This is a genomic window from Pseudomonas sp. S3E17 (assembly GCF_024168685.1).
GTDB lineage: Bacteria > Pseudomonadota > Gammaproteobacteria > Pseudomonadales > Pseudomonadaceae > Aquipseudomonas > Aquipseudomonas marginalis.
Genome location: NZ_JALJWE010000001.1, coordinates 4,575,806 through 4,590,024 on the forward strand (window position 1 = coordinate 4,575,806; position 14,219 = coordinate 4,590,024).

The 14,219-nt window shown below is 63.0% G+C and carries 11 protein-coding genes and 1 pseudogene; 9 read left to right on the forward strand and 3 right to left on the reverse strand.

Annotation, left to right across the window (positions count from 1 at the left end; genetic code table 11):
- Nucleotides 1-18 precede the first annotated feature (18 nt).
- Nucleotides 19-528 carry a type VI secretion system lipoprotein TssJ gene (gene tssJ / locus J3D60_RS20715; protein WP_065937975.1) on the reverse strand — a complete coding sequence of 170 codons (510 nt, stop codon included), beginning with the start codon at nt 526-528 and terminating at the stop codon, nt 19-21.
- Between the two features lie 57 nt (nt 529-585).
- Complete coding sequence (gene tagH / locus J3D60_RS20720; protein ID WP_092488195.1) at nt 586-1,920, reverse strand: type VI secretion system-associated FHA domain protein TagH; 1,335 nt, start codon at nt 1,918-1,920, stop codon at nt 586-588.
- A gap of 393 nt (nt 1,921-2,313) precedes the next feature.
- On the opposite strand from tagH, the gene tssA reads away from it, so the two are divergent.
- The 3 genes from tssA to tssC are packed head-to-tail and all read left to right on the forward strand — an operon-like array spanning nt 2,314 to nt 5,393.
- Nucleotides 2,314-3,333: a type VI secretion system protein TssA gene (gene tssA / locus J3D60_RS20725; RefSeq protein WP_027608265.1), complete on the forward strand. Its 1,020-nt coding sequence runs from the start codon at nt 2,314-2,316 to the stop codon at nt 3,331-3,333.
- Nucleotides 3,334-3,387: 54 nt separating this feature from the next.
- A complete protein-coding gene (tssB, locus tag J3D60_RS20730) occupies nt 3,388-3,894 on the forward strand; it encodes a type VI secretion system contractile sheath small subunit (protein WP_065926732.1) in 507 nt (168 codons plus the stop codon).
- A gap of 2 nt (nt 3,895-3,896) precedes the next feature.
- Entirely contained in the window at nt 3,897-5,393 is a 1,497-nt protein-coding gene (gene tssC / locus J3D60_RS20735; RefSeq protein WP_065926733.1) for a type VI secretion system contractile sheath large subunit, read from the forward strand.
- 23 nt (nt 5,394-5,416) lie between these two features.
- On the opposite strand, the pseudogene J3D60_RS20740 reads toward tssC, so the two are convergent.
- Nucleotides 5,417-5,536 (reverse strand): annotated as a pseudogene (locus tag J3D60_RS20740) (outer membrane lipoprotein carrier protein LolA); the annotation flags it as partial.
- A gap of 32 nt (nt 5,537-5,568) precedes the next feature.
- Here J3D60_RS20740 and J3D60_RS20745 point away from each other — a divergent pair.
- The 6 genes from J3D60_RS20745 (at nt 5,569) to J3D60_RS20770 (ending at nt 14,217) form a co-directional block, all read left to right on the forward strand.
- The gene (locus J3D60_RS20745) at nt 5,569-6,057 is read left to right on the forward strand and encodes a type VI secretion system tube protein Hcp (protein WP_015886558.1); all 489 of its coding nucleotides are present in this window, start codon (nt 5,569-5,571) and stop codon (nt 6,055-6,057) included.
- A gap of 87 nt (nt 6,058-6,144) precedes the next feature.
- Entirely contained in the window at nt 6,145-6,660 is a 516-nt protein-coding gene (gene tssE, locus J3D60_RS20750) for a type VI secretion system baseplate subunit TssE (RefSeq protein ID WP_253492640.1), read from the forward strand.
- Nucleotides 6,657-8,516 (forward strand): type VI secretion system baseplate subunit TssF, encoded by a 1,860-nt coding sequence (gene tssF / locus J3D60_RS20755; RefSeq protein WP_065937972.1) that lies wholly within the window; start codon nt 6,657-6,659, stop codon nt 8,514-8,516. Before tssE ends, tssF begins: the two co-directional genes overlap by 4 nt.
- Entirely contained in the window at nt 8,480-9,523 is a 1,044-nt protein-coding gene (tssG, locus tag J3D60_RS20760) for a type VI secretion system baseplate subunit TssG (RefSeq protein ID WP_027608261.1), read from the forward strand. Before tssF ends, tssG begins: the two co-directional genes overlap by 37 nt.
- A complete protein-coding gene (tssH, locus tag J3D60_RS20765) occupies nt 9,516-12,179 on the forward strand; it encodes a type VI secretion system ATPase TssH (RefSeq protein ID WP_065937971.1) in 2,664 nt (887 codons plus the stop codon). Before tssG ends, tssH begins: the two co-directional genes overlap by 8 nt.
- Before the next feature lie 97 nt (nt 12,180-12,276).
- Nucleotides 12,277-14,217, forward strand: a complete 1,941-nt coding sequence (locus J3D60_RS20770; RefSeq protein ID WP_065926737.1) for a type VI secretion system Vgr family protein — start codon at nt 12,277-12,279, stop codon at nt 14,215-14,217.
- Nucleotides 14,218-14,219 lie beyond the last annotated feature (2 nt).

Below are 14,219 nucleotides of genomic sequence, written 5' to 3' on the forward strand. Positions count from 1 at the left end.
GGGAGCTCCGATTGCTTCTTATTGGGCAGGGCTGGATGGGGTGACCACGACGTCGGCGCGCACGGCACGCACATCGAGGCTGATCTGGTATTCGGTGTATTGGCGCGCCGGCACGTTGATCACCGTGCGCCATTGCGCGCGGTCCAACTCGCGATAACCCACCAACAAGCCGATCTGGCGCGTGGAGGGGTCGAGGTCGCGCTGGATGCTCAGTTGCTGGCCGGGTTGCACCATGACTTCGTCCTGGTCCAGCAGGTCCAGGCCGAGGGTCGATTGCGCACGGTCGGCCAGGGCGAAGTAATCGGAGCGGGCGAAGGTGGCGGCGTTCTTCAGTTCGAAAATACGCACCCGCACCGGCGCGGCCTGGCCGTTGGCGCCGGGGTTAAGCCCGGCAATGGCGTGGAAGTGCAGCTCGACGGCGGCGGTGTCCACTTCGGCCTCAGCAGCCGTTTCGGGTTTGACCGCGTCCTTGGCGCACGCGGTCAGCAGCAGCGCGGTGGCGACTGCGAGTAAAAACCTGGGAATCATCCTGCGTCCTCAATGACGTACTTAGCTATCCGTTAATCCGTAGGTTGCGGCGCGGTTTTACCGACGCTGTCGCGCGCTGTGTTCTTCGTAGGCCCGGCTGAATTCACGGCCGAACAGGTCCTGGAAATCTTCCTGGGCCTCGCGGGAAATATTGCTGTAGAGCTCGGTGAACTGCTGCCAGTACTGGGCCTGACGCGAGCCGGCGAACAGGTTCGACAGCCCGCCGGGCTTGCCCATGCGCTCTTCCAGTTGCGCCGGTTCAAAGCGCGTGAGCAGGTGCTTGATCGCTGCTTCCACCCCGGCCATCACCGCCAGTTGGTGAGCGCGCAGGTCATCAAAACTGTCGCGCACGGCAATGTCCGGCGCCATAAACGCCTGGTTACCGTGGCGAAGCAAAAGCAGTAATGCTTCGTCGGCATTCGGTGCGAATTTCAACGGATTGTTTTCGGCAGGCTGGATCATGGTCTGCTGCATGCGGAACTCACCCTTGAGGCTGGCGCGGGCACGCAATACGTCGATCAGGCCTTCGACCATCAGGCGGTAGCTGCGGCCGATGTTTTCCATCTGCGCCTCTGCCTGGGCCTTGTCCAGGCGCAACTGGTCAAGGCCGGCACCGCGCAGGAAGGCTTGCAAGAGATCGGGCTGCCGCGTGTCGGCTACAGGGGGCGCTGGCTCGACCACGGGTGGCGGCTGGATGATCGGTGCGGGTGGCGGTGGCGGAGGTGGCGGCGCACTGGCCAACGGCGCCGGCGTGTCGCCAAACAGGTCCCAGTCTTCGGGAATCACCGAGCCCGAGACCACGGGCGTCTCGACCACGGGTACCGCCACCGGGGTCGGCGGGCGGAAGTCGTGTTGTTCGCTGGGAACATGGTCGGCCACGGTGGGCGGCGGCACGGCGGTAGGGCTGAGGAAGTCGAACAGGTCCGGCAGCGTGTCCATCGACGAAGCGCCCTGGAATTGCGGGGCAATCACCGGCGTCGGCGCGGGCTTGTTCGCCACGGCGCCCATCAGGGCCTCAAAGCTGTTCGGCGAATCACCGGCGAATGGCTGGCTGTCGATGGCCTGCACGTTGAAGTCGATCCGCGCCTGGATCTCGTAATCGCCGATGCGGATCAGCTCGCCATCCTGCAACAGCTCGCTGTTACCCCTGCGCAAACGGATGCCGGCGTTAACCAACTCCACACCGTTTGTACTGTTATCGGTTAAATAATAACGGCCATCTTTGTATTGAATAACGCAGTGCTGCGAAGACACCAGGCGCTCGGGGTCAGGCAATACCCAGTCATTATCCGAGCTGCGGCCGATAGCCATCGAGCCCTGGTTCATGGACTTTTCCGAGCATTGCCCGGGGGTAATCTTGTGATAACTAGTGATAGTCAAACACAGCGACATCTTGCCTCCTTGCTGATACTTCGCGCGCAGTCGACCCCAGGGACAGCGACGCCCGGGAGATCCCCATCAGGTCGTGCAATCGACCGTTCAAAACCTGCTGATGCCAGCATGATCGCTGATCTTAACTGGGCTCCATGACAAAAATCCTATGCCGGTGCGTCGTTCGACCCACCAGTCGCGCAGGTTGTTAAGCACCGCACATCTGTCACAGAGGGCGAATAGCTTACCTTGACAAGGCATAAGTACTACACCAAAAATGCACAACTTCTTGAATACCAGTGATGGCACATTAGTGGCATCTTCTTATATGACCAAGAAAACATGCAAAGTTCCTTGCGCAACTAATGCATGCATTGCCCGCCATGTAACGGGCTGATAGGGAGATCAATTTCAGTGGATGTGCCGTTGCTGCTCACCGCCGTTTCCGCGAGTTCGCCCTGTGGCGAAGACATGGAATATGACGCGGATTTTCTCCAGCTGGAGCGTGATGCCAAGGGCCAACCCGAGCGCAGCATGGGCGATTCGATCCTGCCCGCCGAGCCGCCGGAATGGCGCAGCATCCAGCAGCAGAGCCTCGACTTGCTGCAGCGCAGCAAAGACCTGCGCATCACCCATTTCCTGTTGCAAAGCTCCCTAGCCCTCCAGGGTGCGGCCGGGCTGGCTGAAGTCCTCACGTTGATCAATGCGCTGCTGCGCGAATACTGGGCCGACCTGCACCCGCGCCTGGATGCCGACGACGATAACGACCCCACCGTACGCATCAACGCCCTCTCCGGCCTGACCAGCGATGCGACCATTCGTCTGCTGCGCGAAAGCATCCTCACGCGCTCGCGCACCTTCGGCCCTGTGAGCCTGCGCGCCGCGCTGAACGCCAGCGGCCTGATGAGTTTCCCCGACGAACAGCTCGGCGCCCAGCAGCTCAACGCCGCGTTCCTCGACAGCGACCCCGAACACCTGCAAGCCACCCGCGACGCCTTGAGCGCCGCACGCGCCGCCTGCGAAGCCATCGAGCAGCAGGTCAGCGACCAGGTGGGTTCCGCCCAAGGCGTGGACCTCAGCCTGTTGAAGCAACCGCTCAAGCAGGCGCTGCAGGTGCTTAATCAGTTTGTTCCGAACAGCGCTGCCAGCAGCGAGCCCGAGGCCGTCAGTGACGACAATGCCCCCTCGGTGGACTTCGCCGCTGCCCCCGCCGCACCTCGCCCCAGCGGCGACATCAGCAACCGTGATGACGTGCTGCGCAGCCTCGACAAGATCCTTGCGTATTACACCCGGCACGAGCCTTCGAGCCCGTTGCCGGTGTTGCTGAACCGGGCCAAGCATCTTGTGCACGCCGACTTCGCGGCCATCGTGCGCAATCTGATTCCCGATGGGATGTCCCAATTTGAAAACCTGCGCGGCCCGGACGGCGAGTAAGCCGCTCGACTGCGCAGTAACAACACCGTCGCTCAAGCGACCAGGAGCAGCAACGTGGCGAAGCAAAGTTCTCAGAAATTCATCGCGCGCAACCGCGCGCCTCGAGTGCAGATCGAGTACGACGTCGAGCTCTACGGCGCCGAGAAAAAGGTCCAGCTGCCCTTCGTGATGGGTGTGATGGCCGACCTCGCCGGCAAGCCTGCCGAGCCTCTTCTGCCTGTGGCCGACCGCAAGTTCCTTGAAGTGGACGTCGACAACTTCGACTCGCGCCTCAAGGCCATGCAGCCGCGCGTGGCGTTCCACGTACCCAACGAGCTGACCGGCGAAGGCAACCTGAGCCTGGACATCACCTTCGAAAGCATGGACGACTTCAGCCCGGCCGCCGTGGCCCGCAAGGTCGACTCGCTCAAGCAGCTGCTCGAAGCCCGCACCCAGCTGGCCAACCTGCTGACCTACATGGACGGCAAGACTGGCGCTGAAGAAATCATCATGAAGGCGATCAAGGACCCGGCACTGCTCCAGGCACTTGCCAGTGCGCCTAAGCCTGCAGGGGACCAGTAATCATGACTGACAATACCGCCCGCGAAGGCGCCCAGAGCCTGGGTGCAACCGAGGAAACCAGCGAGTTCGCATCCTTGTTGATGCAGGAATTCAAGCCCAAGACCGAGCGTGCCCGCGAAGCTGTGGAAACCGCCGTGCGCACCCTGGCCGAACAGGCCCTGGCGCAAACCGACCTGGTGTCCAACGACGCGATCAAATCGATCGAATCGATCATCGCCGCCATCGACGCCAAGCTCACCGCCCAGGTCAACCAGATCATCCACCACCAGGATTTCCAGCAGTTGGAAAGCGCCTGGCGTGGCCTGCACTACCTGGTCAATAACACCGAGAGCGATGAGCAGCTGAAGATTCGCGTGCTCAACATCTCCAAGCCGGACCTGCACAAGACCCTGAAGAAATTCAAGGGCACCGCGTGGGACCAGAGCCCGCTCTTCAAGAAGATGTACGAAGAAGAATACGGCCAGTTCGGCGGCGAACCCTATGGTTGCCTGGTGGGCGACTACTACTTCGACCAGTCGCCACCGGACGTGGAACTGCTGGGCGAGCTGTCGAAAGTCTGCGCCGCCATGCACGCCCCGTTCATTGCTGCGGCATCGCCGACCGTGATGGGCATGGGCTCGTGGCAGGAACTGTCGAACCCGCGCGACCTGACCAAGATCTTCACCACCCCGGAATACGCCGGCTGGCGCTCGCTGCGTGAATCGGAAGACTCGCGCTACATCGGCCTGACCATGCCGCGCTTCCTGGCGCGCCTGCCCTATGGCGCCAAGACCGACCCGGTGGAAGCCTTCGCCTTCGAAGAAAACACCGACGGCGCCGACAGCTCCAAGTACACCTGGGCCAACGCCGCCTACGCGATGGCGGTGAACATCAACCGTTCGTTCAAGCACTACGGCTGGTGCTCGCGCATCCGTGGCGTGGAGTCCGGCGGTGAAGTGGAAAACCTGCCGGCCCACACGTTCCCTACCGATGACGGTGGCGTGGACATGAAGTGCCCGACCGAAATCGCCATCAGCGACCGCCGTGAAGCGGAACTGGCGAAGAACGGTTTCATGCCGCTGCTGCACAAGAAAAACACTGACTTCGCCGCGTTCATCGGCGCCCAGTCGTTGCAGAAGCCGGCCGAATACGACGACCCGGACGCCACCGCCAACGCCAACCTGGCCGCGCGCCTGCCGTACCTGTTCGCTACTTGCCGTTTCGCGCACTACTTGAAGTGCATCGTGCGCGACAAGATCGGTTCCTTCAAAGAGAAGGACGAGATGCAGCGCTGGTTGCAGGACTGGATCCTCAACTACGTCGACGGTGACCCGGCGCACTCCACCGAAACCACCAAGGCCCAGCACCCGTTGGCCGCCGCCGAGGTGATCGTGGAAGACGTCGAGGGCAACCCGGGGTACTACAACTCCAAGTTCTACCTGCGCCCGCACTACCAGCTCGAAGGGCTGACCGTATCGTTGCGTCTGGTATCGAAGCTGCCTTCGGCGAAAAGCGCGTAAAAAATCGGGACTGGCTCGCTCCCTGTAGGAGCGAGCTTGCTCGCGAAAAACTTGAAGGCGCTGCGTTCATCCAGGATGCCCGCGTCACCGTTGACGACCTTCGCGAGCAAGCTCGCTCCTACAGGGGTCGGCGGCGTTAACAAATACAGTGGCTGAGACCACACAGGGAGAAAACATGGCTGTTGATATTTTCATCAAGATCGGCGACATCAAGGGCGAGTCCATGGACAAGGCCCACAAGGACGAAATCGACGTGCTGAACTGGAGCTGGGGCATGGCCCAGTCCGGCAACATGCACGTTGGCGGTGGCGGCGGCGCGGGCAAGGTGAACATCCAGGACCTGTCGCTGACCAAGTACGTCGACAAGGCCTCGCCGAACCTGATGATGCACTGCGCCAGCGGCAAGCACATCGACAAGGTCAAGCTGACCGTGCGCAAGGCCGGTGGCGAAAGCCAGGTCGAGTACATGGTGATCAACCTGGAAGAAGTGCTGGTAACGTCCCTGAGCACCGGCGGTTCGGGCGGCGATGACCGCCTGACTGAAAACGTCACCCTGAACTTCGCCCAAGTGATGGTCGACTACCAGCCGCAGAAAGCCGACGGCACCAAAGACGGCGGCGCGATCAAGTTTGGCTGGAACATCCGTTCCAACACCAAGCGCTGATAGCACTGATAGCGCTTGTGGCCGTGGCTTTACGCCACGGCCACAAGCCTTTTGTCCCTCTCGCAACCCGTCCGTGGAGCTGCTTTGGTGGTAACTGAAATCGCTTCCCGCGACCGTCTGCAACCGTCCCTGCTGGACCGGTTGACCGACGATGACCCAACCAATCCCAAGGAAAGCGCCGATAAACGCGTGCTGTCCCTGACCCAATTGAAAGCCTCGGTGCTGCGCGACCTGGCGTGGCTGCTCAATACCACGTCGTTGCTCGATGCCGATGCCACGCTGCACACACAGGCCGGTACCTCGGTGGTCAATTACGGCCTGCCGGCGCTGGCCGGCAACAGCGTTTCCAGCGTCGACATCAAGGCCCTGGAAGCCCTGATCTACCAGGCGATTGCCACCTTTGAACCGCGCATCCTGCGCCATACCCTGCGGGTGAAGGCCCACGTCGGCCATGGCGAGATGAATCACAACGCCCTGACTTTCGAGATCGAAGGCGACCTGTGGGCACAGCCGGTGCCCTTGCGCCTGTTGCTGCAAACCGACCTCGACCTGGAATCCGGCCATGTGCGCGTGGTGAATGCCGACCAGCGGAGGCGCCCATGAACCCGCGCCTGCTGGAGCTGTACAACCAGGAACTGCACCACGTGCGCGAAAGCGCGGCGGAGTTCGCCAAGGAATACCCGAAGATCGCCAGTCGGCTGACCCTGTCCGGTATGGACTGCGCCGACCCGTACGTCGAACGCCTGCTTGAGGGCTTTGCCTACCTCACTGCCCGCGTACAGCTCAAACTCGACGCCGAGTACCCGACCTTCACCCACAACCTGCTGGAAATCGCCTACCCGCACTACCTGGCGCCGACGCCATCGATGACCGTGGTGCAATTGCACACCGACCCCGACGAAGGCTCCCTGGCCAGCGGCTTCCCGCTGCCGCGCGACACCGTGTTGCGCGCCGCCCTGGGCCGCGAAACCCAGACCTGCTGCGAGTACCGCACCGCGCATCCGGTGACGTTGTGGCCGTTGCAGGTGAGCAACGCCGAGTACTTCGGCAACCCTGCCGCCGTGCTCGGGCGCCTGGCCGCCAGCGAGCCGAAAGCCAAGGCCGGCTTGCGCCTGACCCTGCGCACCGGCGCCGAATTGCCGTTCAACAGCCTCGACTTGGACAACCTGCCCCTGTACCTCAGCGGTGCCGACGAGCAGCCGTTCCGCCTTTACGAACAACTGCTGGGCAACGCCTGCGCGGTGTTTGCGCGCAAGCCCGGTGGCGATTGGGTCGAACGCCTGCCCCAGGACGCGCTGCGTTCGCGGGGTTTCGATGATGCCGATGCGGCCATGCCGGTGGTCGCGCGGGCCTTCCAGGGCTATCGCCTGTTGCAGGAATACTTCGCCCTGCCCCACCGCTTCCTGTTCGTCGAATTCGCCGAGCTGAGCCGCGCGGTCAAGCGTTGCGACGGCCAGGAGCTGGAGCTGATCGTGCTGTTCGACCGTCACGAGCCAAGCCTGGAAGGCAGCGTCGGCGCGGCGCAGTTCCTGCCGTTCTGCACCCCGGCGATCAACCTGTTCCCCAAGCGCGTGGACCGCATCCACTTGTCCGACCGGGTCAACGAGCACCACGTGATTGCCGACCGCACGCGGCCGATGGATTTCGAAATTCATTCGTTGAGCGGCATCACCGGCCATGGCACCGGGCCAGAGCAGCCCTTTTTGCCGTTCTATGCGGTCCGCGATCCATCCCGTTATGGCCGCGACCAGGCGTACTACACCGTGCGCCGCGAGCCGCGGGTGCTGTCCAGCGACCAGCGCCGCAACGGCCCGCGCTCCACCTATGTGGGCAGCGAAACCTTTGTCAGCCTGGTCGACAGCCGCCAGGCGCCGTATCGCCACGACCTGCGCCAACTCGGCGTGACCGCGCTGTGCACCAACCGCGACCTGCCGTTGTTCATGAGCGTGGGCAACGGCAAGACCGACTTCACCCTGGCCGACAGCGCGCCGGTGTTATCCGTGCGTTGCGTCGCCGGGCCAAGCCGCCCACGCGCCAGCCATGCCCATGACGCCAAGGCCTGGCGCCTGATCAGCCAGCTGTCGCTCAACTATTTGTCCCTGAGCGAGCAAGGCCAGGGCGCGGCGGCATTGCGCGAACTGCTGCGCCTGTATGGCGACAGCAACGACGCGGCCCTGCAATTGCAGATCGAAGGCTTGCGCGATGTCAGCAGCAAGGCCGTTACCCGGCGCCTGCCGATGCCCGGCCCGATTGTGTTTGGCCGCGGCCTGGAAATTACCTTGGAGTTCGATGAAAACGCGTTTCGCGGCACCGGCGTGTTCCTGCTCGGTGCGGTGCTGGAGCGCTTCCTGGCACGCTACGTGTCGATCAACAGTTTTACCGAGACGGTGATCCGTACCACCGAACGCGGCGAGATCATGCGATGGAAAGCCAAGCCCGGGCGTCGTCCGACCCTGTGAGTACGTTGGATGCGATGCATCAGGAGCCCTGGGAATACGATTTCTTCCAGGCGTTGCGGCGTATCGAGTGCGAATCGCCCGAACTGCCGCGCCTGGGCCACTCCCTGCGCCTGGCGGATGACCCGTTGCGCCTGGGGCAACAGGCCGATTGCACCTTCGCCCCGGCCACCCTGGCCTCGGTCGATCCCGGCGGCGACGGCAAACCGGCGCGGCTGGAACAGTTCTTCTTCGGCCTGGGTGGCCCCAACGGTCCGTTGCCGCTGCATATCACCGAGTACGTACGCGAGCGCCAGCGCAACAACGCCGACAGCACCAGCAAGCAGTTCCTGGACGTGTTCCACCACCGCCTGCTGAGCCTGTTTTACCGGGCCTGGGCCGAGGCGCGGCCGACGGTCAGCCACGATCGCCCGGACGATGACTACTGGTCCGCACGCCTCGCGGCCTTGAGTGGCCGGGGCATGCCGAGCCTGCTTAACCAGGGGCTGATTCCGGACACGGCGAAGCTGCATTACAGCGGCCACCTGTCGGCACAAACCCGCTACCCGGACGGTTTGAAGGCGATCCTCGGCGAGTATTTCGGCCTGCCGGTGGAGATCGAAGAATACGTCGGCCAATGGCTGGAACTGCCCGAGCGCAGCCGCGTAGGCGTGAGCGCCCACCAGTTGGGGGTGGACTTCTGCCTGGGCAGCCACGTGTGGGACCGCCAGCATAAATTCCGCATCCGCCTGGGCCCGCTCAAGTTGGACGACTACATGGGCATGCTGCCCGGCAGCCAGCCGTTCAACGAGCTGGTGGCGTGGGTGGCCGAGTACCTGGGCCATGAATTGGACTGGGACTTGAACCTGGTTCTGCAACAACCCGAAGTACCGGCGCTGCAACTCAATGGCCAGTTCCGTCTGGGCTTCAACACCTGGCTCGGCTGCCCTGCGGTTGATGCCAACGACCTAATCCTGGCCCGGCATTACGCCGATCAAGCCACCACCTCAAGGAATCCAGAGCATGGGTGAAATCAGTCGCGCCGCACTGTTCGGCAAACTCAACAGCGTGGCCTACAAGGCCATCGAAGCCGCCACCGTGTTCTGCAAGCTGCGGGGCAACCCGTACGTGGAACTGGCCCACTGGTTCCACCAGTTGCTGCAACTGCAGGACTCGGACCTGCACCGCATCATCCGCCAGTTCAACGTCGAGCCGGCGCGCCTGGCCCGAGACCTCACCGAAGCCCTGGACCGCCTGCCGCGTGGCTCGACGTCGATCACCGACTTGTCGTCCCACGTGGAAGAGGCGGTAGAGCGCGGCTGGGTGTACGGCAGCCTGATGTTCGGCGAAAGCCAGGTGCGCACCGGCTACCTGGTGCTGGGCATCCTCAAGACGCCAAGCCTGCGCCATGCGCTGCTGGGCTTGTCCTCGGAGTTCGACAAGATCAAGGCCGAAGCCCTGAGCGAGCGGTTTGACGAATACGTCGGTGATTCGCCGGAAAACGCCCTGACTGCCAGCGACGGTTTCAATGCCGGCGCCGTGCCGGGCGAGGCCAGCGGCGCCATGGCACCGAGTGCGATGGGCAAACAGGAAGCCCTCAAGCGCTTCACCGTCGACCTCACCGAACAAGCGCGCAGCGGCAAGCTCGACCCAATCGTGGGCCGTGACGAAGAGATCCGCCAATTGGTGGACATCCTCATGCGCCGCCGCCAGAACAACCCGATCCTCACCGGTGAGGCAGGTGTGGGCAAGACCGCCGTGGTCGAAGGTTTTGCCCTGCGCATCGTCGCCGGTGACGTGCCGCCCGCACTCAAGGATGTTGAACTGCGCAGCCTCGACGTGGGCCTGCTGCAAGCCGGCGCAAGCATGAAAGGCGAGTTCGAACAGCGCCTGCGCCAGGTCATCGAAGACGTCCAGGCCTCGCCCAAGCCGATCATCCTGTTTATCGACGAAGCCCACACCCTGGTGGGTGCCGGTGGCGCTGCCGGTACCGGTGATGCGGCCAACCTGCTCAAGCCGGCCCTGGCCCGTGGCACCCTGCGTACCGTGGCCGCGACGACCTGGGCCGAGTACAAGAAGCACATCGAGAAAGACCCGGCCCTGACCCGCCGCTTCCAGGTGGTACAAGTGGCCGAGCCGTCGGAAGACAAGGCGCTGCTGATGATGCGCGGCGTGGCCTCGACCATGGAGAAGCACCACCAGGTACAGATCCTCGACGAAGCCCTGGAAGCCTCGGTGAAGCTGTCCCACCGCTATATCCCGGCGCGTCAGTTGCCGGATAAATCCGTGAGCCTGCTGGACACCGCCTGTGCCCGCGTCGCCATCAGCCTGCACGCGGTGCCGGCCGAAGTGGACGACAGCCGCCGCCGCATCGAAGCCCTGGAAACCGAGCTGCAAATCATCGCCCGCGAGCATGCCATCGGCATTGCCATTGGTGCGCGCCAGAGCAACAGCGAAGCCCTGTTAAGCGCCGAGCGTGAGCGCCTGGCGACCCTGGAAAGCCGCTGGGCCGAAGAGAAAGCCCTGGTGGATGAGCTGCTCGCCACCCGTGCAACCCTGCGCGAAAAGGCCGGCGTCGTGGACAGCGGCAACGATGAATTGCGCGCACAACTGGTCGACCTGCAACAGCGCCTCACCGCGCTGCAAGGCGAAACCCCGTTGATCCTGCCGACCGTGGATTACCAGGCCGTGGCCTCGGTGGTCGCCGACTGGACCGGTATCCCGGTGGGCCGCATGGCCCGCAACGAACTGGAAACCGTGCTCAACCTCGACCAGCACCTGAAAAAACGCATCATCGGCCAGGACCACGCCCTGCAGATGATCGCCAAGCGCATCCAGACCTCCCGCGCCGGCCTCGACAACCCGAGCAAGCCGATTGGCGTGTTCATGCTGGCCGGCACCTCCGGCGTGGGCAAGACCGAAACCGCCCTGGCCCTGGCCGAAGCCATGTACGGCGGCGAGCAGAACGTGATCACCATCAACATGAGCGAGTTCCAGGAAGCCCACACGGTGTCCACCCTCAAGGGCGCGCCACCGGGCTATATCGGCTACGGCGAAGGCGGCGTGCTGACTGAAGCGGTGCGGCGCAAGCCCTACAGCGTGGTGCTGCTGGACGAGGTGGAAAAAGCCCACCCGGACGTGCATGAAATCTTCTTCCAGGTGTTCGACAAGGGCGTGATGGAAGACGGTGAAGGCCGGGTGATCGACTTCAAGAACACCCTGATCCTGTTGACCACCAACGCCGGTACCGAGCTGATTTCCCAGGTCTGCAAGGACCCGGCGAACATCCCCGAGCCGGAAGAAATCGCCAAGGCCCTGCGCCAGCCGCTGCTGGAGATCTTCCCGCCCGCCTTGCTCGGCCGCCTGGTGACGATCCCGTACTACCCGCTGAGCGACGAGATGCTCAAGGCGATCACCCGCCTGCAACTCAACCGCATCAAAAAGCGCGTGGAGAATACGCACAAGGTTGCTTTCGACTACGACGACGCGGTGGTCGACCTGATCGTCTCGCGCTGCACCGAGACCGAAAGCGGCGGGCGCATGATCGACACCATCCTGACCAATAGCCTGCTGCCGGACATGAGCCGTGAATTCCTCACGCGCATGCTCGAAGGCAAGGCATTGGCCGGTGTGCGCATCAGCAGCCGGGATAACGAGCTGCATTACGACTTCAGCGACGCCGAATAACGACTGTTGGAATGCGGTTTAAATGTGGGAGGGGGCTTGCCCCCTCCCACATTTCGAACCGGTTCCGTCAGTTATTTAGTCATTTACAGGTTAACCGATGCTATTCAACCAAGCCTCACGCCTGGCCAAGATCACCAGCCCCCTCGGGCCGGATGTGCTGCTGCTCAATGAAATGGGCGGCGGCGAAGAGCTGGGCCGCCTGTTCAACTATGAACTGCAACTGACGTCCCTGGACGCCAACATCGACCTCAACCAGTTGCTCGGCAAGCCCATGAGCGTGGGCGTGCAACTGGCGGACGGCGGTGAGCGTCACTTCCACGGCATCGTCGCGCGCTGCAGCCAGAACATCGACCAGGGCCAGTTCGCCAGTTACCAGGTGACGCTGCGCCCGTGGTTCTGGCTGCTGACTCGCACCTCGGACTGCCGGATTTTCCAGAACCTGAGCATCCCGCAGATCATCAAGCAGGTGTTCCGCGACCTGGGGTTTTCCGACTTCGAAGACGCCCTGAGCCGGCCGTACCGCGAGTGGGAATACTGCGTGCAGTACCGCGAGACCAGCTTCGATTTCGTCAGCCGCCTGATGGAACAGGAAGGCATCTACTACTTCTTCCGCCATGAACAGGACCGCCATGTGCTGGTGCTGGCCGACGCCTATGGCGCCCACACCACGGTGCCGGGCTATGCGTCGATCCCGTATTACCCCAAGGACGAGCAGCAGCGCGAACGCGACCACATGCACAACTGGCACCTGGCGCAGGAGGTTCAGCCGGGCTCGCTGGAGCTCAACGACTACGACTTCCAGCGCCCCAGCGCCAGCATCGACGTGCGCTCGGCCATGCCGCGCCCGCATACCGCCGGCGACTACCCGCTGTACGACTACCCCGGCACCTACGTGCAAAGCGCCGACGGCGAACACTACGCGCGCACCCGCATCGAAGCCCTGCAAACCCTGCATGAACAGGTCGAGTTCGCCGGCAATGCCCGTGGCCTGGGTTCCGGACACCTGTTCAGCCTCACCGGCTTCAGCCGCCAGGACCAGAACCGCGAATACCTGATCGTCGGCTGCCGCTACTACATCGTCCAGGAAAGCCTGGAAAGCGGCGGCGGTTCGGGTTCGGCGCAGTTCGAAAGCAGCCTGACCTGCATCGACGCCCAGCAAAGCTTCCGCCCGCTGGCTACCACCCACCGCCCCATCGTCAAAGGCCCGCAGACGGCATTGGTGGTTGGCCCCAAAGGCGAGGAAATCTGGACCGACCAGTACGGCCGCGTAAAGGTGCACTTCTACTGGGACCGCCACGACCAATCCAACGAAAACAGCTCGTGCTGGATCCGCGTGTCGCAATCCTGGGCCGGCAAGAACTGGGGCTCGATGCAGATTCCACGGATCGGCCAGGAAGTGATTGTCAGCTTTCTCGAAGGTGATCCGGACCGCCCGATCATTACGGGGCGGGTGTACAACGCCGAGCAGACGGTGCCCTACGACCTGCCGGAAAATGCGACCCAGAGCGGCATGAAGAGTCGCTCCAGCAAGGGCGGCACGCCGGCCAACTTCAATGAAATCCGCATGGAGGACAAGAAGGGGTTGGAGCAGTTGTATATCCATGCCGAGCGTAACCAGGACATTGTTGTCGAGGTGGACGAAAGTCATTCCGTCGGGCACGACCGCAATAAAAGTATCGGCCATAACGAGACGGTGACCATCGGCAACAACCGCCTGCGCATCGTCAAGCAGGAAGACATCCTCTCGGTGGGCCAGAGAAAGACCGACAGCATCAGCCAGAGCTACGTCATCGAAGTGGGCGAAAATCTGCGCCTGGTCTGCGGTGAAAGCATCCTCGAGCTCAACGCCAGTGGGCAGATCAACCTGACCGGCGTGAACATCAGCTTCTATGCCAGCGGCGATGCCGAGTTCAATACCGGCGGCGTGCTGCACCTGAACAACGGCGGCGGCCCTGGTGCCACGCCCGACGGCCAAGGCCAGAAAGGCGCCATCGACGCCAATATCAAAGCCGCCTTCCCCGCACCTAAAAGCTCCTGACG